The 21,713-nt window shown below is 72.1% G+C and carries 21 protein-coding genes; 11 read left to right on the top strand and 10 right to left on the bottom strand.

What is annotated here, in order from left to right:
- Positions 1-35: 35 nt before the first annotated feature.
- Together GSF22_RS13085 and GSF22_RS13080 are read right to left on the bottom strand one after the other, a co-directional pair.
- Entirely contained in the window at positions 36-995 is a 960-nt protein-coding gene (locus tag GSF22_RS13085) for an ATP-binding cassette domain-containing protein (protein ID WP_208813821.1), read from the bottom strand.
- A 105-nt stretch (positions 996-1,100) separates the two neighbouring features.
- Entirely contained in the window at positions 1,101-1,697 is a 597-nt protein-coding gene (locus GSF22_RS13080) for a PadR family transcriptional regulator (RefSeq protein WP_208813823.1), read from the bottom strand.
- A gap of 176 nt (positions 1,698-1,873) precedes the next feature.
- Here GSF22_RS13080 and GSF22_RS13075 point away from each other — a divergent pair, with 176 nt between their 5' ends.
- Both GSF22_RS13075 and GSF22_RS13070 read left to right on the top strand, forming a co-directional pair.
- The gene (locus tag GSF22_RS13075) at positions 1,874-3,628 is read left to right on the top strand and encodes an acetyl/propionyl/methylcrotonyl-CoA carboxylase subunit alpha (RefSeq protein ID WP_208813820.1); all 1,755 of its coding nucleotides are present in this window, start codon (positions 1,874-1,876) and stop codon (positions 3,626-3,628) included.
- 85 nt (positions 3,629-3,713) lie between these two features.
- Positions 3,714-5,153, top strand: a complete 1,440-nt coding sequence (locus tag GSF22_RS13070) for a GuaB1 family IMP dehydrogenase-related protein (protein WP_208813819.1) — start codon at positions 3,714-3,716, stop codon at positions 5,151-5,153.
- Positions 5,154-5,217: 64 nt separating this feature from the next.
- Here the strand turns inward: GSF22_RS13070 and GSF22_RS13065 are convergent, their stop codons facing one another.
- On the bottom strand, positions 5,218-6,795 hold the full coding sequence (locus tag GSF22_RS13065) for a DHA2 family efflux MFS transporter permease subunit (RefSeq protein ID WP_208813818.1): 1,578 nt from the start codon (positions 6,793-6,795) through the stop codon (positions 5,218-5,220).
- A gap of 54 nt (positions 6,796-6,849) precedes the next feature.
- Between GSF22_RS13065 and GSF22_RS13060 the strand changes: the two genes are divergently transcribed.
- Entirely contained in the window at positions 6,850-7,413 is a 564-nt protein-coding gene (locus GSF22_RS13060) for a MarR family winged helix-turn-helix transcriptional regulator (RefSeq protein ID WP_439957770.1), read from the top strand.
- 73 nt (positions 7,414-7,486) lie between these two features.
- On the opposite strand, the gene GSF22_RS13055 is transcribed toward GSF22_RS13060, so the two are convergent.
- A complete protein-coding gene (locus tag GSF22_RS13055; RefSeq protein WP_208813817.1) occupies positions 7,487-8,044 on the bottom strand; it encodes a TetR/AcrR family transcriptional regulator in 558 nt (185 codons plus the stop codon).
- 106 nt (positions 8,045-8,150) lie between these two features.
- Between GSF22_RS13055 and GSF22_RS13050 the strand changes: the two genes are divergently transcribed.
- The 4 genes from GSF22_RS13050 (at position 8,151) to GSF22_RS13035 (ending at position 13,031) form a co-directional block, all read left to right on the top strand.
- Positions 8,151-8,609 (top strand): DoxX family protein, encoded by a 459-nt coding sequence (locus GSF22_RS13050; protein WP_208813816.1) that lies wholly within the window; start codon positions 8,151-8,153, stop codon positions 8,607-8,609.
- 113 nt (positions 8,610-8,722) lie between these two features.
- Positions 8,723-9,220, top strand: coding sequence for a MarR family winged helix-turn-helix transcriptional regulator (locus GSF22_RS13045; protein WP_208813815.1), 498 nt, complete (start codon positions 8,723-8,725; stop codon positions 9,218-9,220).
- Positions 9,214-10,947, top strand: coding sequence for an ABC transporter ATP-binding protein (locus tag GSF22_RS13040; protein ID WP_208813814.1), 1,734 nt, complete (start codon positions 9,214-9,216; stop codon positions 10,945-10,947). The genes GSF22_RS13045 and GSF22_RS13040 overlap by 7 nt, the downstream gene beginning before the upstream one ends.
- A gap of 137 nt (positions 10,948-11,084) precedes the next feature.
- Positions 11,085-13,031, top strand: coding sequence for an ABC transporter ATP-binding protein (locus GSF22_RS13035; protein ID WP_208813813.1), 1,947 nt, complete (start codon positions 11,085-11,087; stop codon positions 13,029-13,031).
- Here GSF22_RS13035 and thrS read toward each other — a convergent pair.
- On the bottom strand, positions 13,000-14,262 hold the full coding sequence (gene thrS, locus GSF22_RS13030) for a threonine--tRNA ligase (RefSeq protein ID WP_208813812.1): 1,263 nt from the start codon (positions 14,260-14,262) through the stop codon (positions 13,000-13,002). The two genes, GSF22_RS13035 and thrS, sit on opposite strands and share 32 nt — an antisense overlap.
- A 636-nt stretch (positions 14,263-14,898) precedes the next feature.
- Between thrS and GSF22_RS13025 the strand changes: the two genes are divergently transcribed.
- Entirely contained in the window at positions 14,899-15,546 is a 648-nt protein-coding gene (locus GSF22_RS13025) for a DedA family protein (protein WP_208813811.1), read from the top strand.
- A gap of 18 nt (positions 15,547-15,564) precedes the next feature.
- Here the strand turns inward: GSF22_RS13025 and GSF22_RS13020 are convergent, their stop codons facing one another.
- From GSF22_RS13020 to GSF22_RS13010, 3 genes are all read right to left on the bottom strand, one after another.
- On the bottom strand, positions 15,565-16,041 hold the full coding sequence (locus GSF22_RS13020; RefSeq protein ID WP_208813810.1) for a DNA-binding protein: 477 nt from the start codon (positions 16,039-16,041) through the stop codon (positions 15,565-15,567).
- 102 nt (positions 16,042-16,143) lie between these two features.
- Complete coding sequence (locus GSF22_RS13015) at positions 16,144-16,335, bottom strand: DUF397 domain-containing protein (RefSeq protein ID WP_208813809.1); 192 nt, start codon at positions 16,333-16,335, stop codon at positions 16,144-16,146.
- Positions 16,326-17,129: a helix-turn-helix domain-containing protein gene (locus GSF22_RS13010; protein WP_208813808.1), complete on the bottom strand. Its 804-nt coding sequence runs from the start codon at positions 17,127-17,129 to the stop codon at positions 16,326-16,328. Before GSF22_RS13010 ends, GSF22_RS13015 begins: the two co-directional genes overlap by 10 nt.
- A 219-nt stretch (positions 17,130-17,348) precedes the next feature.
- Between GSF22_RS13010 and GSF22_RS13005 the strand changes: the two genes are divergently transcribed.
- Positions 17,349-17,627 (top strand): hypothetical protein, encoded by a 279-nt coding sequence (locus GSF22_RS13005; protein WP_208813807.1) that lies wholly within the window; start codon positions 17,349-17,351, stop codon positions 17,625-17,627.
- 12 nt (positions 17,628-17,639) lie between these two features.
- Here GSF22_RS13005 and GSF22_RS13000 read toward each other — a convergent pair whose 3' ends face one another.
- Complete coding sequence (locus GSF22_RS13000) at positions 17,640-18,650, bottom strand: DUF1996 domain-containing protein (RefSeq protein ID WP_208813806.1); 1,011 nt, start codon at positions 18,648-18,650, stop codon at positions 17,640-17,642.
- A gap of 158 nt (positions 18,651-18,808) precedes the next feature.
- Between GSF22_RS13000 and GSF22_RS12995 the strand changes: the two genes are divergently transcribed.
- Positions 18,809-19,627: a hypothetical protein gene (locus GSF22_RS12995; RefSeq protein WP_208813805.1), complete on the top strand. Its 819-nt coding sequence runs from the start codon at positions 18,809-18,811 to the stop codon at positions 19,625-19,627.
- Here the strand turns inward: GSF22_RS12995 and GSF22_RS12990 are convergent.
- Complete coding sequence (locus GSF22_RS12990) at positions 19,605-21,008, bottom strand: NAD(P)H-quinone dehydrogenase (protein WP_208813804.1); 1,404 nt, start codon at positions 21,006-21,008, stop codon at positions 19,605-19,607. The genes GSF22_RS12995 and GSF22_RS12990 overlap by 23 nt on opposite strands.
- Positions 21,009-21,114: 106 nt before the next feature.
- Between GSF22_RS12990 and GSF22_RS12985 the strand changes: the two genes are divergently transcribed.
- The gene (locus GSF22_RS12985; RefSeq protein ID WP_208813803.1) at positions 21,115-21,570 is read left to right on the top strand and encodes a gamma-glutamylcyclotransferase; all 456 of its coding nucleotides are present in this window, start codon (positions 21,115-21,117) and stop codon (positions 21,568-21,570) included.
- The last annotated feature ends 143 nt before the right edge of the window (positions 21,571-21,713 follow it).

Genomic DNA, 21,713 nt, shown 5'->3' with positions numbered 1-21,713 from the left:
GACTGGCGCGGGGCCGGCGCGGCGAGGGCGCGGCCTCAGGACTCGCGCAGCGAGCGTCCGGTCTTGGTGAGGAAGACGTCGTCGAGGCTGGGCCGGTGCAGCTCGATGGAGCGCAGGGCGAGGCCCGCAGCGTCGAGCCGGCGCAGGATCAACGGGATCGCGGTGGCCCCTTCGGAGACGTGGAGGCGCAGACCGCCCTCGTCCACGGTCTCCAGTTTGGCGACGTACTCCTCGGTGTCGAGCAGCTGTGCCGCCTGCGGCGTACCCGCCCGGTCGAGGCCGACGACCACCACGTCCCCGGAGATCTCCCGTTTGAGGTCGGCCGGGGTACCCTCGGCGACCACCTCACCGTGGTCCATGATCGCGATCCGGTCACAGAGCGCGTCGGCCTCGTCGAGGTAGTGGGTGGTGATGAAGACGGTCATCCCCTCGTTGCGCAGGCGCCGGATCTCGTCCCACATGTGGGCCCGGCTCTGCGGGTCGAGACCGGTGGTCGGCTCGTCGAGGAAGACCACCTTCGGTTCGTGGATGATGCCGAGGGCGATCTCCACCCGGCGGCGCTGCCCGCCGGAGTAGGTGCGGCACCTGCGGTCGGCGTACTCGGTGAGCTGGAAGGCGTCCAGCGCACGGACCGCGCGGCGCCGGGCCTCGGCGCGACTGATGCCGTACATCCGGGCCTGGAGGACCAGTTCCTCCCGGGCGGTGGACTCGTCCCAGGTGCTGCCGCCCTGCGGCACGTACCCGATCCGACGGCGTACCCCGGCGGGGTCGCGGCGCAGGTCGGCGCCGGCGATGGTGGCCGCCCCGCCGTCCGGCTCGATCAGGGTGGCGAGCATCCGCAGGGTGGTGGTCTTGCCGGCGCCGTTCGGGCCGAGGAAACCGAAGATCTCACCTTCGGTCACGTGCAGGTCGACCCCGCGTACGGCGTCGACCGTCTTGGACTCCCGACCCTGGCGGCTCCGGAACGACTTCCGCAGCCCACTGGTCTCGATCATGCGAACTCCCCGTGGTCCGGGCCGGTGGTGGACCGGCCGGCATCCTCTGCTGGGCGCGCGGCGGGGCCGCGCGGCCGGCAGGCTATCGCGATATAACTCTTATGGTCAACGTTGATTATTTGGTTCGGGCCAGCCCGCCCAGTCCTCCTGCCCCGCCAACCCGGCGGGCAGGTAGGGCATCCCGGACTCGACCAGGTCGGCGATCCGCTCACACCAGGAAATCTCAGCTTCCGCCCGCGCCGACCAGAGTTCGAACATCCAGCCGACATGCACCGGCCGGGTGCTCCGCATCCACTCCGAGGCGAGCGCCGTCCGCATCGACTCGTTCCCGGCCCGCAGCAACTGGGCCCGGTTGCGCAGGGCGGCAGCCGCCTCGTCCCGGGGCAGCGCGGGAAGAAAGGAGAAGGCCACCGCGAAGGGGTCCGTCGGCTCGTGCAACTGCCACCACAGCCCCCGCAGCAACGTCTCGAACTCGTCCGCCCCCTTCGGGGTCACCTCGTAGCTGGTCCGCGCCGGCCGACCACCCACCTGCTCGGTGGCGACCGCCCGGAGCAGCCCTTCCTCGGTGAGTTTGCGCAACGCATGGTAGATCGACCCGGGCTGCACGTTGGCCCACTTCTCAGCCCCCCAGCTGAGCAGCTCACGCCGGACGTCGTAGCCGTGCACCGGCTGCATCCACTTGACCAGACCGAGAATCATCATGCGAGTGGCAGACACTGGACAAGCGTAATAGCCAAGTTTGACTATCCCGCCGGGGCGACGGGAAACCGTACGACGGATGGCGCCGCCGAACAGTGCCGCATCCCACACTTAGCGATGGTTAAGGCGACCAAAGCGGCCGATACACTCCCGGTCAGTAACCCCGGGAGGAGTCTGAGGTGCGCAAGGTACTCATCGCCAACCGCGGCGAAATCGCCGTACGGGTCGTCCGCGCCTGCCGCGACGCGGGTCTGGGCAGCGTCGCCGTCTACGCCGACTCCGACCGGGACGCCCTGCACGTCACCCTCGCCGACGAGGCGTACGCCCTGGGTGGGGAGAGCGCCGCCGACACGTACCTGCGGATCGACAAGCTGATCGACGTGGCCGCTCGCGCCGGTGCCGATGCCGTGCACCCCGGCTACGGCTTCCTCTCCGAGAACGCGGACTTCGCCCAGGCGGTGATCGACGCCGGGCTGACCTGGATCGGTCCCACCCCGCAGGCGATCCGGGACCTCGGCGACAAGGTGACCGCCCGGCACATCGCCCAGCGGGCCGGCGCGCCGCTCGTCCCCGGTACCCCCGACCCGGTGGGCGGCCCGGACGAGGTCCTCGCCTTCGCCGTCGACCACGGCCTGCCGGTGGCGATCAAGGCCGCGTTCGGTGGCGGCGGACGTGGGCTGAAGGTGGCCCGCACCATGGAGGAGATCCCGGACCTGTTCGAGTCGGCCACCCGCGAGGCGGTCGCCGCGTTCGGCCGGGGCGAGTGCTTCGTCGAGCGCTACCTGGACAAGCCCCGGCACGTCGAGGCGCAGGTCCTCGCCGACCAGCACGGCAACGTCATCGTCGTGGGTACCCGGGACTGCTCGTTGCAGCGCCGACACCAGAAGCTGGTCGAGGAGGCGCCCGCGCCGTTCCTGACCGAGGCGCAGCGCAAGCAGATCCACGAGAGCGCCAAGGCGATCTGCCGGGAGGCCGGCTACCACGGCGCCGGCACGGTCGAGTACCTGGTCGGCGCGGACGGCACCATCTCGTTCCTGGAGGTCAACACCCGGCTCCAGGTCGAGCACCCGGTCACCGAGGAGACCGCCGGGATCGACCTGGTCCGCGAGCAGTTCCGGATCGCCGCCGGGGAGAAACTGCGGATCACCGAGGACCCGACGCCGCGCGGACACTCCATCGAGTTCCGGATCAACGGCGAGGACCCGGGTCGCAGCTTCCTGCCCGCCCCGGGTACGGTCACCGCCCTGCGGCTGCCCACCGGGCCGGGCGTACGGGTGGACACCGGTATCTCGGCCGGTGACGTGATCGGTGGCAACTTCGACTCGCTGCTCGCCAAGGTGATCATCACCGGCGAGACCCGGACCGAGGCCCTGGAGCGGGCCCGCCGCGCACTGGACGAGATGGTGGTCGAGGGGATGGCCACCGCGCTTCCGTTCCACCGGCTGGTGATCCGGGACGCCGCGTTCACCGACGAGCCGTTCCGGGTGCACACCCGGTGGATCGAGACCGAGTTCGACAACACCGTGCCGCCGTTCACCGCCGCCGCCGGCGCCGCCGAGGGCCCGGCCGAACGGGAGACCGTCGTGGTCGAGGTCGGCGGCAAACGGCTGGAGGTCAGCCTGCCCGCCGGCTTCGGTGCGGGTACGCCCACCGCCGCGCCCGCCGCCCGCCGGCCGGCCGCCCGCCGGGGCGGGGGCGCCAAGGCCGGTACGGCGGTCAGCGGGGACACGCTCGCCTCCCCGATGCAGGGCACCATCGTCAAGATCGCAGTGGCGGAGGGTGACACCGTCGCCGAGGGCGATCTGGTGGTGGTCCTGGAGGCGATGAAGATGGAGCAGCCGCTGCACGCCCACAAGGCGGGTACGGTGAGCGGCCTCTCCGCCGAGGTGGGGGCCGTCATCACCGCCGGTGCCGCGATCTGCACCATCGCCTGACCACGGGCACGGGCGCAGCGCCCGGTGGACGTGTTTTCCCCGACCACCGGGCGCATCCGCAGGCCGGGACGGCCATGATGGCTCAGTGCGGTTTCTCAACGGCGCGGCACCCGCGCACGACCTGACCTACAACGACGTCTTCATGGCGCCGGCCCGCTCCGAGCTGGGTTCCCGGCTCGACGTGGACCTGGCCACCAGCGACGGTACGGGCACCACCATCCCGCTGGTGGTGGCGAACATGACCGCGGTGGCCGGCCGGCGGATGGCGGAGACCGTCGCCCGGCGCGGCGGGATGGTGGTGATCCCGCAGGACATCCCGATCGACGTGGTCACCGAGGTCGTCGGCTGGGTCAAGCAGCGCCACCTGGTCCACGACACGGCGATCACGCTCGGCCCGACCGACACCGTCGGCGACGCGATCCACCTGCTGCCGAAGCGGTCCCACGCGGCGGTGATCGTGGTCGACGCCGAACGCCGACCGCTCGGGGTGGTCACCGAGGCGGACACCGTGGGCGTGGACCGGTTCGCCCAGCTCCGGCACGTCATGTCCACCGAGCTGCACACCGTACCCGCCGACGCGGACCCGCGTACCGGCTTCGACCGGCTGTCGCAGGGGCGGCGCCGGCTGGCCCCGGTGGTCGACGCCGACGGGCGCCTGGTCGGCGTCCTCACCCGGCAGGGCGCGCTGCGGGCCACCCTGTACCGCCCGGCGGTCGACGGCCAGGGGCGGCTGCGGGTGGCGGCCGCCGTCGGGATCAACGGCGATGTCACCGGCAAGGCCGGGGCGCTGCTGGCAGCCGGGGTGGACACCCTGGTCGTGGACACCGCGCACGGACACCAGGAACGGATGATCTCCGCCCTGCGGGCGGTCCGCCGGTTGGACCCGGCGGTGCCGGTCGCCGCCGGCAACGTGGTCACCGCCGACGGGGTACGCGACCTGGTCGACGCGGGCGCCGACATCGTCAAGGTCGGCGTCGGGCCGGGCGCGATGTGCACCACCCGGATGATGACCGGCGTCGGCCGGCCGCAGTTCTCCGCCGTACTCGACTGCGCGGCAGCGGCCCGGCAGCTCGGCCGGCACGTCTGGGCCGACGGCGGGGTCCGGCACCCCCGGGACGTGGCGCTCGCCCTGGCCGCCGGTGCCTCCAACGTGATGATCGGCTCCTGGTTCGCCGGCACCTACGAGTCCCCCGGTGACCTCTACACGGACGCGGACGGGCGGCGCTACAAGGAGAGCTTCGGGATGGCGTCGGCGCGGGCGGTCAGTGCCCGTACCGCCGACGACAGCCCGTTCGACCGGGCCCGCAAGGCGGTCTTCGAGGAGGGCATCTCGTCGGCCCGGATGTATCTCGACCCGTCCCGGCCCGGCGTCGAGGACCTGATCGACGAGATCGTCGCCGGGGTCCGCAGCGCGTGTACGTACGCCGGTGCACGGAACCTCGCCGAGTTCCACGAGCGGGCGCTGATCGGCGTACAGAGCACCGCCGGCTACACCGAGGGCATGCCCCTACCCACCAGCTGGTGACCTGTAAGGAAGGGCCCCCGGTTAACGCTTTCGGTAGAGGAAGGGCCCCTTCTTAACACGTCGGTCAGCCGCCAGCCGGCTGCCGGGCGGGTAGGCGCGTACAGGCGAGCAGGCCGATGACCAGGAAGCCTGCGGCGGCGAAGGCGGCGTACCGGGTGGCGTCGGAGAACGCGGCCCGGGCGTCCTCGGCGGCGGTCGCGGTTGCCGGCTCGGCCGCGAGGCCGCTGATCGCCGCCCCGGCGCTCCCCTTCACCGCGTCGACGATCTGCTGCTGTGCCGCCGGGTCGAGTCCGGGCCGGTCGTCGAGCCGGTCACCCAGGATGCCGCCGAGGCTGGCGAAGAGCACGGTACCCAGCACCGCGATGCCGAGCGCCGAACCGACCTGGCGTGCCGTGCTCTGCACCCCGGAGCCCTGGCCGCTGCGGCTGACCGGCACGTCGGCGAGGGAGACGCCGGTGAGCTGCGCCGTGGCCAGACCGACGCCCACTCCGTACACGAAAAGGAAGCCCAGCGGGGCCCACCACCTGGTGTCCGGCGCGACGACCAGGCCGAGACCGGCGACACCGACCAGCTCGGCCGCGACGCCGAGCTGGACCACCCGGGCGGCCCCCCAGCGCTGGGTGAGCGGCGCGCCGAGCCCGCTGGCGACGAAGCTGCCGACGGCGAGCGGCAGCAGCGCCAGGCCGGTCCGGAAGGCGCTGTAGCCGAGTACGTTCTGGTACCACAACGGCAGCGCGAAGAGCAGGCCGAACTCTCCGAGGCTGACGATGGCGGCGGCGATGATGCCGTTGCGGAACGAGCCGATGCGGAACAGTGACAGGTCGAGCAGGGCGGGGCGGCCGGTCCGGTTCCGCCGGATCTGCTGGGCCAGGAAGGTGCCGAGCACGACCAGGCCGAGCGCGGCGGCGACCGGTACCGGTGAGATGCCGGCGGTCCAGTCCAGGCCGAGGAGACGGAACGGCCGTTCCCGCTCCCACCAGCCGTAGGTACGCCCCTCGATGAGCGCGAAGACCACTCCGGTCATGCCGACGACGGAGAGCACGGCGCCGAGCCAGTCGATGCCGCGTTCGGCCCGCTCGTCGCGGGACTCGGGGACGAGCGCGAGGGTGGCGACGACGACCGCGAGGCCGACCGGGATGTTGATGCCGAAGGCCCACCGCCAGGAGTACTCGGTGGTCAGCCAGCCGCCGAGCAGTGGCCCGAGGGCGGCGGTACCGCCGATGGTGGATCCCCAGATGGCGAACGCGATGCCCTTGTCCCGGCCGGTGAAGTTGGCGTTGAGCAGGGAGAGCGAGGTCGGCAGCATCATCGCGCCACCGAGGCCCTGGAGCACCCGGGCGGCGATCAGCAGCTCGCCGGAGCCGGCGAGGGCGGCGAGCACGCTCGCCACCAGGAACACCAGTACGCCCGCGACGAACATGCCGCGACGTCCGGAGCGGTCGGCGAAGCGGCCGGCGACCAGCAGCAAAGCCGCGAAGACCAGGGTGTACGCCTCCTGCACCCACTGCGCGTCGGTGGAGGTGATGCCGAGGTCCCGGATGATCTGCGGTACGGCGACGTTGACGATCGTGGCGTCCACGATGATCATCGCGACGCCGAGGCTGATAGCGAGCAGTCCCCACCAGCGGGTTCGCCCCTGCATGACCCACCCCATTTCGCTAGTTTTTCTAGCTACCTGGCATGCTAGCTTTTACCCGTGGAGGGCCCGTCGTCAACCCCGAGCCGCCCGGCGTCCGACCCCGCCGGTCAAGCGTCCGGTCGCGGGCGGAACAGCGACACGGCGTGGGCACTACGCGAGCTGCTCCGGGCCGCCGGGGACACCCGCCAGGCCCTGGCCCGCCGGCTCGGCATCGGTACGACCGACGCGGCGGCGATCGACCTTCTCGTCTCCAGTCCGGCTCCGCTCGGACCGGTGGAGCTGGGAAACCGGCTCGGGATCACCTCCGCCTCGGCCACCACCCTGGTGGACCGGCTGGTCCGGGCCGGGCACCTGGCCCGGGCTCCGCACCCGAGCGACCGCCGCCGGCTGGTCCTCCAGGTCACCGACCATGCCCTCGACGAGGTGTACGCCGCCCTGCGTCCACTGCTCGACGGGGTGGAGCGGGCAGCGGCCCAACTGAGCCCGGAGCAGGCGGCGGCGACCGCCGGGTTCCTGCGCGCGGTGGCCGAGGTCATGCGGGAGTACGCGGACAGCGCGCCGACCGGCGGCGAGGACGGCGCGTCCCCGGCGCGTACCCGGGGGCGCAACCGGGTCCGGTGAGCCCACCTTCTCAGGTGTTAAGCGGGGGCCCTTCCTCTACCGAAAACGTTAACAGGGGGCCCTTCCTTGCACCTCAGTGGAAGAGGAGGGGGATGACGGTGCGGGCCGCGGCCTCGGGGTCGGTGCCGACCTCGGCGGGGAGCGCGCCGGAGAGCCACAGGGTGACGAAGCCGTGCACCACCGACCAGGTGGCGAGCCGGGTGGCCTGCGGGTCGCTCTGGTCGACGCCTGGATGGTCGGCGATGACGGCCTGGAGGGCGGCGGTCGACCGGGCGCGCGCGGCGGTGACCTCGGGGTCGTCGCGGCGGTAGAGCCCGGGGGCGAACATCACCTCGAAGTGGGCCCGGTGCCGGACGGCGAAGCGTACGTAGCCGACCCCGGCTTCCAGCAGGTCGGTGCCGGACCGCCGCAGTTCCTCGGCGAGCAGGTCGAATCCCTGCGCGGCGAGGGCGGTGAGCAGGCCAGCCTTGTCCCCGAAGTGGTGGGTGGGGGCGGCGTGCGACACGCCCACCCGGCGGGCCAGGTCGCGCAGGCTGAGGGCGGCCGGGCCGGACTCGCCGATGGCCTCGGCCGCCGCCGCCAGCAGGGCGCGCCGCAGGTCGCCGTGGTGGTACGCCTTGGTGCTCACCACGCCAGCCTATCTTGTCATTGACAGGATTCCCCGACGGTGCCAATCTTGCCAGTGACAAGTTTCCCGTGGGGGCACCGACGGCCCCCCTGAGAGCGCGGAGCACGCCATGGCACCCCTCATCGCCCTGATCGCCGGCCTCCTGATGGCCCGGCTCGCCGGCCTGGCCGGCGTCGACCCGCTGGACGGCTGGCAGCCGGCCCTGCGGGTCGGTCTGGCCACGATGTTCGCCCTCACCGCGACCGCCCACTTCACCGCCGGTCGCCGGGCCGACCTGATCGCCATGGTGCCGCCCCGCCTGCCCCGCCCCGGGCTGCTGGTGACCGTGACCGGAGTGCTGGAACTCGTCGGCGCGGTCGGGCTGCTGCTCCCGGCCACCGCCCGGTGGGCCGCCGCCGGGCTGGCCCTGCTGATGCTCGCCATGTTCCCGGCGAACGTGTCCGCCGCCCGGCGCGGCCTGACCCTGGCCGGCCGCCCGGTCACTCCGCTCGGCCCCCGCACCGCCCTGCAACTGCTCTTCCTGGCCGCCTCGGCCGGGGTACTGCTGCTGCCGGCCGGAAGCTCCTGAACCGCCGAGCCGGACGGCCACCCGACCCAGTCCCGGACGACCCCGGGCGGCCCCGGGGAACTCCGCCCGAAAATCTGTTTGGCTCCTAACATTCAGGTTGCTAACCTGCGATCGTGCACCACGGAAGCCTGGACGACGCGCCGATCGGCCGGTTGCTCGGCATCGCCGGCCACCTCGCCACCCAACGCTGGAACCGCTACCTCGCCGAGCAGCACGGGCTGACCGGGGCCGGCATGGCAGCCCTGCTCGCGCTGCACCGGCACGGCGAGTTGACCCACCGGGCCCTGGCCGACCACTGCTTCGTCCGTCCGGCCACCGCCACCGGGATCATCGACACCCTCGAACGGGACGGCCTGGTGGAACGACGCCGCAGCGACACCGACCGCCGTACGATCCGGCTCGCGCTCACCCAGGCCGGGACGGACCGGATGGCGACCATCGTCCGGCTGGTCGATACGAACGCACCGCTGACCTCGGTCGACGCCGATCCGGCGAACGCGGCGGTGATCCGCAGATTCCTGCTCGAACTCATCCAGACCATGTCCTGCGGGGAGGACACCACGTTGACCCAACCACACCGGCCCACCGACCCGGGGAGCGACCGATGCTGATCCGGCTGCTCCGTACCCACCTCCGGCCGTACCGCCGGCCGCTGCTGCTCGTCGTGCTGCTGCACCTGGTCGGCACGATCGCCCTGCTCTACCTGCCGAGCCTCAACGCCGACATCATCGACCGGGGCATCGCCCGGGGTGACACCGGCTACATTCTCACCACCGGTGGCTGGATGCTGCTGGTCAGCGCGGTGCAGATCGCCACCGCGATCGCAGCGGTACGCCTCGGCTCGCGGGTCGCGATGAGCTTCGGCCGGGACGTCCGGGCGGCCGTGTTCAGCCGGGTGATGAGCTTCTCCACCCGGGAGGTCGCGCACTTCGGCGCCCCGTCCCTGATCACCCGCAACACCAACGACGTGCAGCAGGTGCAGATGCTCGTCGTGCTGGGCAGCACCCTGCTGGTCGGCGCACCGATCATGATGATCGGCGGCGTCATCATGGCGCTGCGCGAGGACGCCGGTCTCTCCTGGCTGATGGTGGTCAGCGTGCCGGTGCTGGGCGTCGCACTCGGCCTGATCAGCGCCCGGATGGTCCCCCAGTTCCGGCTCATGCAGACCCGGGTGGACACGGTCAACCGGGTGCTGCGTGAGCAGATCACCGGCATCCGGGTGGTCCGGGCGTTCGTCCGCGAGCCGTACGAGACCGAGCGGTTCGCCGTCGCCAACGTCGACCTGACCGCCACCGCCCTGCGTACCGGCCGGCTGATGGCCCTGGTCTTCCCGATCGTGATGCTGGTGCTCAACGTCTCCAGCGTCGCCGTGCTCTGGTTCGGCGCGTCCCGGATCGAGGCCGGCGAGATCGAGGTCGGCGCGCTGACCGCGTTCCTCAGCTACCTGATGCAGATCCTGATGTCGGTGATGATGGCGACGTTCATGCTGATGTCGGTGCCCCGGGCGGCGGTCTGCGCCGAACGGATCATCGAGGTGCTGGACACCCGCACCTCGGTCACCCCGCCCGGACAGCCGGTCGGTGAGCTGCGCAGCCACGGCGAGCTGGAGCTGCGGGACGTCGAGTTCCGGTACCCGGGTGCGGCGGCCCCGGTGCTGCGGGACATCTCGTTCCGCGCCGAGCCGGGACGGACCACCGCGATCATCGGCAGCACCGGCGCCGGGAAGACCACCCTGCTGAACCTGGTCCCCCGGCTGGTCGACGTGACCTCCGGTGCGGTCCTGGTCGACGGCGTCGACGTCCGGGAACTCGACCCGGACCTGCTCTGGGGCCGGATCGGGCTGGTACCGCAGCGGCCGTACCTCTTCTCCGGGACAGTGGCCAGCAACCTGCGCTACGGCAACCCGGACGCCGGGGACGAGGAGCTGTGGGCGGCCCTGGAGACCGCCCAGGCCCGCGACTTCGTCGAGGCCATGCCGGGCGGGCTGGACGCGCCCATCGCGCAGGGCGGCACCAACATCTCCGGCGGTCAGCGGCAACGGCTGGCCATCGCCCGGGCCCTGGTCCGGCGGCCGGAGATCTACCTCTTCGACGACTCGTTCAGCGCGCTCGACCTGGGTACCGATGCCCGGTTGCGGGCCGCGCTGCGGGAGGTCACCGCCGAGGCCGCAGTGGTGATCGTGGCCCAGCGGGTCTCCACGATCATCGACGCGGACCAGATCATCGTGTTGGAGGACGGAACCGTGGTCGGTCGGGGCCGACATGACGAACTGCTCGACTCCTGTCCGACGTACGCCGAGATCGTCGCCTCCCAGCTCACCTCGGCGGTGACCGCATGAGCGGACCGCAGGTGACGACCACCCCGGCGCAGGGCGCCGGACCGGCGGCGGCCGGGCGACCCGGCGGAGGTCCCGGGGGCACCACACCGGTGAGACTGCCGGCTGCCGGCGCGGGCGGACGGGGTGGTCCGCCGTGGATGAGCGCGGCCATGCCGGCCGAGCGTTCGATGAACTTCGGCCCGTCGGCCCGTCGGCTGATCGGCCGGCTCCGCCCGTACCGGCTGGCGCTGTTCGGGGTGATCTCGCTCGCCGTGCTCAGCGTCGCCCTCAACGTCATCGGGCCGAAGGTGCTCGGGTGGGCCACCGACGTCATCTTCGCCGGGGTGCTGGGCGAGCGGCTGCCGGACGGGGTGACCCTGGAGCAGGCGGTGGCGCAGGCCCGCGCGGCCGGCGACGACAACTTCGCCGACATGCTGCTGCGGATGCAGGTGGTGCCGGGCGCCGGGATCGACTTCTCCCGGCTCGCCGGCATCCTGCTGGTCGCGCTCGGCATCTATCTCGCGGCGAGCCTGCTCGGCTGGTGGCAGGGGTACCTGCTCAACGGGGTCGTCCAGCAGGCGATCCTGAAGCTGCGGGCGGACGTCGAAGCCAAGATCAACCGGCTGCCGCTGCCGTACTTCGACCGGCAGCCCCGGGGTGAGCTGCTCAGCCGGGTCACCAACGACATCGACAACATCTCGCAGAGCCTCCAGCAGACCATGAGCCAGTTGCTCACCTCGCTGCTCACCGTGGTCGGCGTGCTCACCATGATGTTCGTGGTGTCGCCGCTGCTCGCGGTGATCGCCCTGGTCGCGGTACCGCTGTCGGTGGTGGTCACCAAGCAGATCGCCAAGCGGTCGCAGAAGCAGTTCATCGCCCAGTGGACGCACACCGGTCAGCTCAACGCCCAGATCGAGGAGGCGTTCACCGGCCACGAGCTGGTCAAGGTCTTCGGCCGGCAGCGGGAGGTGGAGGCGGCCTTCGCCGCGAAGAACGAGGAGCTGTACCGGGCCAGCTTCGGCGCCCAGTTCATCTCCGGGATCATCATGCCGTCGATGATGTTCATCGGGAACCTCAGCTACGTGGTGGTCGCCGTGGTCGGTGGCCTCCGGGTGGCGTCCGGGGCGATGAGCCTCGGCGACGTGCAGGCGTTCATCCAGTACAGCCGGCAGTTCACCCACCCGCTCACCCAGGTCGCGTCGATGGCGAACCTGCTCCAGTCCGGGGTGGCCTCCGCCGAGCGGGTCTTCGACCTGCTCGACGCCGAGGAGCAGGTCGAGGACCCGACCGACCCGGTCCGGGTCGCCCAGCCGCACGGCCGGGTGGAGTTCGAGCGGGTGTCGTTCCGGTACACCCCGGAGAAGCCCCTGATCGAGGAGCTGTCCCTGGTCGCCGAGCCGGGTCACACGGTGGCCATCGTCGGGCCGACCGGCGCCGGCAAGACCACCCTGGTCAACCTGATCATGCGGTTCTACGAGCTGGACGCGGGACGGATCACCCTGGACGGGGTGGACATCACCGCGATGCGCCGGGACGAGCTGCGCGGCTCCATCGGCATGGTGCTCCAGGACGCGTGGCTCTTCGGCGGCACGATCCGGGACAACATCGCGTACGGCCGGCCGGACGCCACCGAGGAGGAGATCCTCGCCGCCGCGCGGGCGACCTTCGTCGACCGGTTCGTCCGCAGCCTGCCCGACGGGTACGACACGGTGATCGACTCGGAGGGCGGCAACGTCAGCGCCGGGGAGAAGCAGCTCATCACCATCGCGCGGGCGTTCCTGGCCAACCCGTCGCTGCTGATCCTGGACGAGGCGACCAGTTCGGTGGACACCCGTACCGAGGTGCTGTTGCAGCACGCGATGGCGGCGCTCCGCTCGGACCGGACGAGTTTCGTGATCGCCCACCGGCTGTCGACGATCCGGGACGCCCACCTCATCCTGGTGATGGAGGACGGCCGGATCGTCGAACAGGGCACCCACGACGAGCTGCTCGCCGCCGGGGGTGCCTACCACCGGCTCTACCACGCGCAGTTCAGTCAGCCGGTGGCCGAGGAGGTACCCGCCGGACCGGTCCTCACCACCGGGGCGACGCCTCGGCAGCGATGAGCCGGACCGCCCCGGCGACGGACAGCACGTCGTCGGGGCGGACGGCCCGGCCGGGCGGCCCAGCCGGGGCGGGCTGGGCGGCCGGGCCGGGAAGGCCGGCAGCCGGGCCGCGCCGACGCAGGGAGACCTGGCCGGCGGCGGCCTCCCGGGCACCGACGACCGCGACGTAGGGCACCTTGCGTTCGGCGGCCCGCCGAATCCGGGCGCCGAGGGTACCGTCGGCGTGCTGCTCGGCGCGCAGCCCGGCGGCCACGCAGTCGCTGGTGAACGCGGCGGCGGCGGGCTGCTGGGCGGCGTCGACCGGGAGCACCACCACCTGGGTCGGGGCGTACCAGGCGGGGAAGGCCCCGCCGTGCGCCTCGATGAGGTACGCGAAGAGCCGTTCCATGCTGCCGACGAGGCTGCGGTGCACCATCACCGGCCGGCTCCGGCCACCCGAGCGGTCCCGGTAGGAAAGGTCGAACCGCTCGGGTTTGTCGAAGTCGAGCTGGATGGTGGAGAGGGTCGACTCCCGCCCGGCGGCGTCCCGGACCTGTATGTCGATCTTCGGGCCGTAGAAGGCGGCCTCGCCGGGCGCCTCCTGGTGGTCGATCCCGACCAGGGCATCCCGGAGCAGGTCCTCGGCCCGGTGCCACATCGCGTCGTCCCCGACGTACTTCTCCCCCGGCCCGCGCAGCGACAACCGGTACCCGGACGGTTGCACGCCCAGCGCGGCGTGCGCCACCCGGATCAGCCGTAACACCTCGGCGACCTCCGCGCCGACCTGGTCGAGGGCGCAGAAGGTGTGCGCGTCGTTGAGCGAGATGGCGCGTACCCGGCTGAGTCCGCCGAGCACGCCCGAGCGCTCGGCCCGGTACATTCCGCCGATCTCGGCGATCCGCAGCGGCAGGTCCCGGTACGACCGGCCCCGGGCCCGGTACACCAGGGCGTGGTGCGGGCAGAGCGACGGGCGCAGGACGAACCCGTCGTCGTCGCCGCCGAGCGACATGGCCGGGAACATCTCGTCGGCGAAGTGGCCGAGGTGCCCGGAGAGTTCGAAGAGTTCCCGCCGGCCCAGCGGGGGCGAGTAGACGTGCTGGTAGCCGGCCCGGCGTTCCAGTTCACGCAGGTACGACTCGACGGCGTGCCGGGCGGCGGCACCGGCCGGCAACCAGAACGGCAGGCCGGCGCCGCAGAGCGGGTCGGAGTCGAAGAGGTCCAGCTCACGGCCGAGCCTACGGTGGTCGATCATCGCGTTCTCCTTGGTCGGGTACGGCCGGCGGGGCGACCGGTGCGGGGACCCGACCCGGGACACGACGAGGGCCCCGGGCGGATCGCCCGGGGCCCTCGTCGACGGATGGTCGCGTCAGTACGGCTCGCCGGGGTCTCCCGGCGTCGTGGTGTGGACCGCACTGTGCATGACCGGAACCTACGCCCGACCCGTTGCCGCCCGCACCCGGATTTCCGGGATGTCGGGGAGTTCCGGTTGCCCGGCGATCCGGCGGCTGCCCGGGGGATTCGGCGGTTGCCCGGCGATCCGGCGGCTGCCCGGGGGGATTCGGCGTGACCTGGAAGCGGCCCGCCGGCACGGGACCTGCCGGCGGACCGCCGCGTACCCGCCGCCGGGAACGGGGGACCAGGCGGGTCGGGCAACGCGCCGACAACGGTACGCCGCCACGGAGCGTTCTGCCGCCCGCAACGCGAAATCCCTTGTGGCACAAGCGTTTCCGGTGGAAGCGGCGGTATCCGCCGGGTGTCACGGCCGGTGGTGCACCTCACCCGTGGCCAGGGCTGTCACAATCGGTGGTGGCCCGGGCGGCACGCTCGACAACGATCCACAGCCGGCCCGAACCGTGCTCCCAACCGGCCCGAACCGTCGAGGTGGCCCGTGCCCGAAATCCTCCTGGAGGTCGCGTCGCCCGTGTGGGCGTACATGGCGCTGCTCGGGTTGCTGGTGCTGGACGCCTTCGTCCCGGTCGTACCGACCCAGGCCATCATGATCACCGGCGGGGCGTTGACCGTGTACGGCGGGCTGAGCCTGCCGGTGACCATCGGGGTCGGCGCGCTCGGTGTGTTCCTCGGCGATCTGGCCTGCTACCTGCTCGGCCGGTCGGCGCCCCGGCAGTCCGGGCCGGGCCGGACCGGTACCCGGGGACGGGTCCGCCGGGCTGCCGGCCGGGTCACCCGGGGCCTGCGCCGCCCCGGGCCGATGGTGATCCTGCTGTGCCGGTTCGTACCGGGTGGCCGGATGGCGGCCTGCTTCTCGGCCGGTCGCAGTCAGTACCCGTACCGCCTGTTCCTGCTCTACGAGGCGACCGCGGCGCTGGGCTGGGCCGCGTACGGCGCTCTCGTCGGGCACCTCGGCGGCACCGCGCTGGCCGGGTCGACGTGGCAGTTGGCGCTGGTCGCGGCCGGTGCGGCGGGCGGGTTCACGCTGATGGGCTGGGTGTTGAACCGGTACACCGGCCGCACTCCGGTGGACGCCGACGAGGTGGCGCTGCCGGTGGAGACCGAGGAACTCGCCGTACACGGTTGAGCGCTCCTCCCGCGTACGTCAGTCGTCGTCGGCGTTGCCGGCGGCGACCCGCCCGGAGAGCCGCTCGTAGCGCTGCCGGGCGGCCTGGACGCTGCCGAGGCCCAGCCCGAAGGCGATCGACTGCCAGGTCATGCCCCGGTCCCGGGCCAGTTGGAGCAGTCCGGCCTCCAGCGCGTCGATCTCGGCCCGGACGTGCGGGACGAGGGTGAGCGCGGCGGTCAGGTCGGCCGGGTCGACCGGCTCCTCCCCCGGCTCGGCCTGGGCGCCTCCGCTGAGCAGCGCGGTCACCAGGCAGACCGCCTCGTACGGGTCGGGCACGGTCGGGTGGGACCAGCGGCGGCGGCGCTGCTCGGTGTCGGCGTGCCGCTCGGTGATCCGGGCCAGCGCGGCGTGGTGCCGGTGGGCCCGGAGCCGGCCGGCGTCGGGTGGGGTGAACGGGTCACCGGTCGACGGGTCGAGCGTCGGCTGGTCACGGGGCGGTCGGCTGTCGGTCATGCCGCCAGCAAACCAGATTCCGCGCCCCGATGTAAACAGAATGTTCAAAACAGTCTGTTCAACAGGAGGGACGTGGTCCGGGCGGAGTTGACGCGGGACGGCTCAGCGCGCTCCGGGCAGGTCGGTGAGGAAGGCCCGCCAGGCAGCGGGGTCGAAGGTGAGCACCGGACCGGCCGGGTCCTTGCTGTCCCGCACCCCGACCAGGCCGGGCAGGTTGCCGGCCACCTCGACGCACTCCCCACCCTGGGTGTTGCTGCGGCTGCTCGTCCGCCAGATTGCGCCGGTCAACTCCATCGCCGCGCCCCTTCTCTGATCAACTCGATGGACTGCTGGTGGGACAGGGCCTCGCTGCGCAACGCCTCCCAGACCTGCCGGAGGGTGGCCAGATCCCGGGGCTGGTCGACCAACTGCCCGTAGAGCAGGTCGTCCAGGAAGGCGGCGTCGTCCTCGTCCGGCAGGGTGGCGATGACGAACGGGCCACTCAGCCCGACATGCGCGCCGACGGCGGTCGGCACCACCTGGATCCGCACCCGGGGCCGCTCCGCGCAGACCCGCACCACGTGGTCGAGCTGCTCCCGCATCACCGCCGGGCCGCCGACCGGCTGGTACAGCACCCGCTCGTCGATCACCGCGACCAGGTGCGGCGGGTCGTCCCGGTGCAGGATCTCCTGCCGCGCCAGCCGGGCGGTGACCTGCTGCTCCACCTCGCCGGTCCGGCGCAGCGCCCCGGCCAGCAGCAGCGCACGGGCGTACCCCTCGGTCTGGAGCAGACCGGGAATCACTGAGAGCTGGTAAACGCGCAGCGCGGTGGCGGACTGCTCGATCTCCACCCACTGCCGGAACCAGGGCAGCACCTGGGGCCGCCCGACCACCCGCTGGATCCGGCTGAGCCGACCACCGGTCGCCAGCACGTCGTCGCAGTGCCGGGCGAACTCCCGGGTCGGCCGGCGCTGGGCCAGCTCGATCTTCGCGATCAGGGAGGGCGAGTAGCTGATCCGCTGGGCCAGCGACTCCTGGGAGAACCCGGCGTCGGCGCGGGCCCGACGCAACTCGTCGGCGAAGAGTTCGAGCGTCGCGGCGTCCGGCACGTACCTCTCCTTACCGACCCTTACCGACCGGGGACGGGCGGTGACACCCGGGACGGTGCCGGCACCGATCCTTCCAGAACCGCACGGACATTCACCAGACTGTCACTGCGGAAACGCGGCGTGTCACACCCGAAGGGCACGCCGCTCTCCGCACCGGGGCCGTCCTCCCTCTCCCCACCGTCCACGGAGGGCGGCCCCCTCCCCCGAGAGGAGACCGCGATGGCCGTCGAGTTGCCGCCCCGGGTACTGCCGCACACCCCGGCCCGCCCGCTGTGGTTCTGCCGGAACTGCGGCCTGCCGTGGCCCTGCCCGTCGGCCCGGTTGCTGCTCAGATGCGAGTACGACCGCGATCCGGTCGGCCTGTCGGTCTACCTCTGCGGACTGCTGCACGAGGCCGTCGCCGACCTGTACCGGCTCAACCCGCACGACGCACCCGCCCCGCAGGCCCTCTTCGACCGGTTCGTCGGCTGGTCGCCGCGCAACCGGCGACCAGCCTGACGCGTCAGCTACCTACTGCTGGATCGGGTTGCCGTCGTTACCGCAGATGTACCCGGCGACGATGCAGTTGGTCACCCGACGCTGGAGTTCGGCAGCGTCCCAGGCGTTGAAGAAGTCACCGTGGAAGGTGTAGCCGGGGGCGTTGGTGACGTTCGTCCCGTTACGGGTGCCACCGAGGCTCAGCCCACCACCGTTGACCGGGTAGGTGATCAGGAACTCCAGCCGGGGTACCGGCACCGGGTGGCTGGCCGGGCAGTAGCCGCCCACCCCGCCGAGCCCGAACGCCATGTGGCTCTTGTGGTCCGGACTGTCCAGGTTGACCCCGTCCCAGCAGGTCGGGAAGTCGAGGTACGTCTCCAGCTTCGACCCGGCCGGGCAGCTCAGGAAGTCCCGGCTGGACTCCGGGTACCCCCGGCACGACCAACGGGCCGCCGGGTTCTGGTCGGGCGAGGTGGCCAGGGCGTTCCCGACCACGATCTTCAGTCCGCGCGGGTGCGGCTTGACGTTCGCCCGGTCGGTGATCCCCTGGTAGTAGAACGTGACGTGCTCGGGGGCCACCGGTACGCCGTTCTTGTAGAGCGTCGGCACCCAGTACGCGGAGAGGTCGACCTGCGGGTTGCAGTTGGTGGTGCCGAGGCTCAACGACTGGAGGGTCGAGTACGCGTCGGCGCTCCGGTTGCCGAAGAACTCGTGCATGTGCGAGGCGCCCGGCTGTCCGGGACGGACGATCGGGTCGTCGAGGGCGCGGCCCTTGCTGGCGCAGTCGGCCCGGAACTCGGAGCCGCGTACCGGGGCGAGCTGGAGTTCCAGAGCAGCCGCCTCCTGCTCGGGGCTCAGGACGTACCCGTGATCGGCATGGTTTCCTGCGGTGGACGAGCCGCCGGCGACGGCGGGTGTGTCGCCGCCCGCGTAGCCCGCACCGGCGGCGGCGAGGGTGAGCAGGGCGACGGTCAGCGCGCCGAGGCGGCGCAGATGGGGACGTCCGGACGGGCCGGCGCCGCTGCGCCGGGGGATGAGCCGCATGGTTCCTCCTTGCCCGGCCGTGGGGCGGGGCGGTTGACGGAACGAAGCTGTGAGAGCGCTCTCCGAGACTCATTGATAACCGCACGCAACGAGATCTGTCAATGGCTGTAAAGATGGCGGGATTGCCGGACAGCCCGGCGGACCGACACACTGACGCGGTGACGGAGACCGATGCCCCGCAGCGCCGGCCCGGCCGGGTGGCCGCCCTCGGGCTGGCCGCCGCAGTCCTGGCCGGCTGCTACCTGATCGGGTCGGCGTTCCTGGTACGCGGACAGACCGGCGTCCCCGGCCACTCCGGCACCTTCTACGACCCGTCCCGCTGGCTGCTGCTCGCCGCCCTGGCCGGGGCCGGCGTCGCCGTCGCCACGACCCGCACCCGGGCCCACGCAGCAGCGGCGGCCGTCGTCGGCGCGGCGACCGCACTGCAACTGGCCACCACCGGGGTGTACGCGGTCAAGCACTGGCGGCCGTTCTCCGGATCGGCCGGCTACGGCCACGCGAACCTGGTCGAGGTGGTCGGATACGCGAAGCTGGTCACCGGTACCGGCGCGGTGCTCCTGCTGCTCTGCCTGGCCGGCGCATGGCACTTCGGCGCCTTCAGTCGTGCACCCGGGTCGGGCGACCGGATGCTCGCCCTCGGGCTCGGGACGTTCGTGGCGGTGACCCTGCCGACCGCCCTCGGCGTCGGCGACGGCGAGAAGATGGACCTCACCTCGCTGGGCGCGTTCGCGCTGGTCTACGCCCTGCCCTGGGGGCTCGGCCTGGCCGTCACCGGCTGGCTGCACCGGGCCGCCGCGCTGGCCGCCGCCGGCACGGTCCTCGGCTCGGCGGTCGCCTGCCTGGTCTTCCACCGGATGACCTGGCCGGCCAACCCGGTCATCGGGATGTCGATCGCCGTCGCGGCGGCGGCGGTCGTGCTGCACCGCCGCCGGACGACTCCCCGACCCGGGGTGACTACTCCACCTCGTGCAGCATGAGCTGGCGGGCCGCCTCGGTGATCGAGCCGGAGAGCGACGGATAGATGGTGATGGTGAGGGCGAGCTGGTCGACCGTCATGTGGTTCTCCACCGCCATGGTGATCGGCAGAATCAGCTCGCTGGCCTTCGGTGACACCACCACACCGCCGATCACCTGACCGCTCGCCGGTCGGCAGAAGAGCTTGACGAACCCGTCCGAGAGGCCGGCCATCTTGGCCCGGGCGTTACCGGCCAGCGGCAGCATGACCTGCCGGGCCGGGGTACGCCCCGAGTCCACCTCGTCCTGCGAGACGCCGACGGTGGCCAGTTCCGGGTCGGTGAAGACGTTCGCGGCGACGGTACGCAGCCGCAACGGCTGGACCGCGTCGCCCAGCGCGTGCCACATGGCGATCCGCCCCTGCATCGCGGCGACACTGGCCAGCGGCAGCACCCCGGTGCAGTCCCCGGCGGCGTAGATGCCCGGCACGTTGGTACGGGACACCCGGTCGACGGTCACGTAGCCACCCCGGGCGACCGCGACGCCGTACTCCTCCAGCCCGAGCCCGGCGGTGTTCGGCACCGAACCGACCGCCATCAGCGCGTGCGAGCCGGCGACGACCCGGCCGTCGGAGAGTTCGACCTCCACCCCGTCGGCGGTACGCCGGACCGCCTCGGCCCGGGAGTTGTTCAGGATGGTCATGCCCCGCGACCGGAAGACCCGCTCGATGGCCATCGCCGCGTCGGCGTCCTCGTGCGGCATCACCCGGTCCCGGCTGGAGACCAGGGTCACCTCGATCCCCATGGCCAGGTAGGCGCTGGCGAACTCCGCGCCGGTCACCCCGGAACCGATGACGATCAGGTGCTCGGGCAGCTCCGGCAGGTCGTAGACCTGGCGCCAGGTGAGGATGCGCTCGCCGTCCGGTACGGCGGTGGGCAGCACCCGGGGGGTGGCCCCGGTGGCGATCAGGACGGTACCCGCGTCCACGGCGTACTCGGCCCCGCCGTCGGCCGGGTTGACGATCACCTGGTGGGTGTGGCCCAGGGTGTCCACGCCGAGCCGGGCGTGGCCGGTCACGAAGTTCACCCCCGCCTTGACCAGCTTGGCGTGGATGTCGGCGGACTGGGCCAGGGCGAGCCGCTTGACCCGGTCGTGGACCGCCGGGGCGTCCACGGTGACCGCCTCCAGCCCGTCGGAGTCGATGCCGAACTCCTCGGTGTCCCGGTAGCCGGTCAGCACCTCCGAGCTGGCGATGAAGGTCTTCGAGGGTACGCAGTCGGAGAGTACGCAGGCACCACCCGCGCCGTCGGCCTCGACGACGGTGACATCGGCGTCCAGCTGTGCCGCGACCAGGGCCGCCTCGTAGCCGGCCGGCCCGCCTCCGATGATCACGATCCGTCTCACCGCGTACGCCCTTCCTCGATGCTCACAGTGACTTTCTTCTCCCCGATGCGTCCGACACGCACTGTCGTATTCTCCCCCACCCGTTCTCCGGGCTATCGTCATCGCTGTGCGTCATTACGCCGCCTACGGCTCTAACCTTGACCCCGCGCGCATGCGTGCCTACTGCCCGCATTCGCCGATGGTGGGCACCGGCTGGCTGGAAGGCTGGCGGCTCACCTTCGCCGGTGAGGACGCGATCGGCTGGGAGGGCTCGGTCAGCACGATCGTCGAGTCCCCCGGCGACCGGGTCTTCGTGGCGCTCTACGACATCCACCCCTGGGACGCCGCCCAGCTCGACGAGATCGAGGGCGTGACCGCCGGGACGTACCGCAAGCTGACCGTCCGGATCTCCACCCTCGACGGTGACGTCACCGCGTGGGTGTACGTCTTCGACGGGTACGAGGGCGGCCTGCCGACCGCGTGGTACCTCTCGGAGATCGCCAACGCGGCGGAGAAGGCCGGCGCGCCGGACGACTACGTCGCGGCGCTGCGCGCCCGCCCCACCGGGACGGCGACCGCCTGAGCCGGCCGGACCGGTAACCGGAGGGACGCCGGCCGGGCCATCGAACCCGCCCGTACCGCTGACGGGGCGCGTCGGGTCAGGTCCTGTCCCGGCGTCGCCACGTCGGTGTAGCGCGTCCTTCACGGCACCAGTCTGCTCCGGCG

Origin of the sequence: Micromonospora echinofusca (assembly GCF_017614955.1) — a bacterium.
Taxonomy (GTDB): Bacteria; Actinomycetota; Actinomycetes; order Mycobacteriales; family Micromonosporaceae; genus Micromonospora; species Micromonospora echinofusca_A.
Note: the sequence above shows the minus strand (reverse complement) of the source record. Positions and strands in the feature narration are given on the sequence as shown.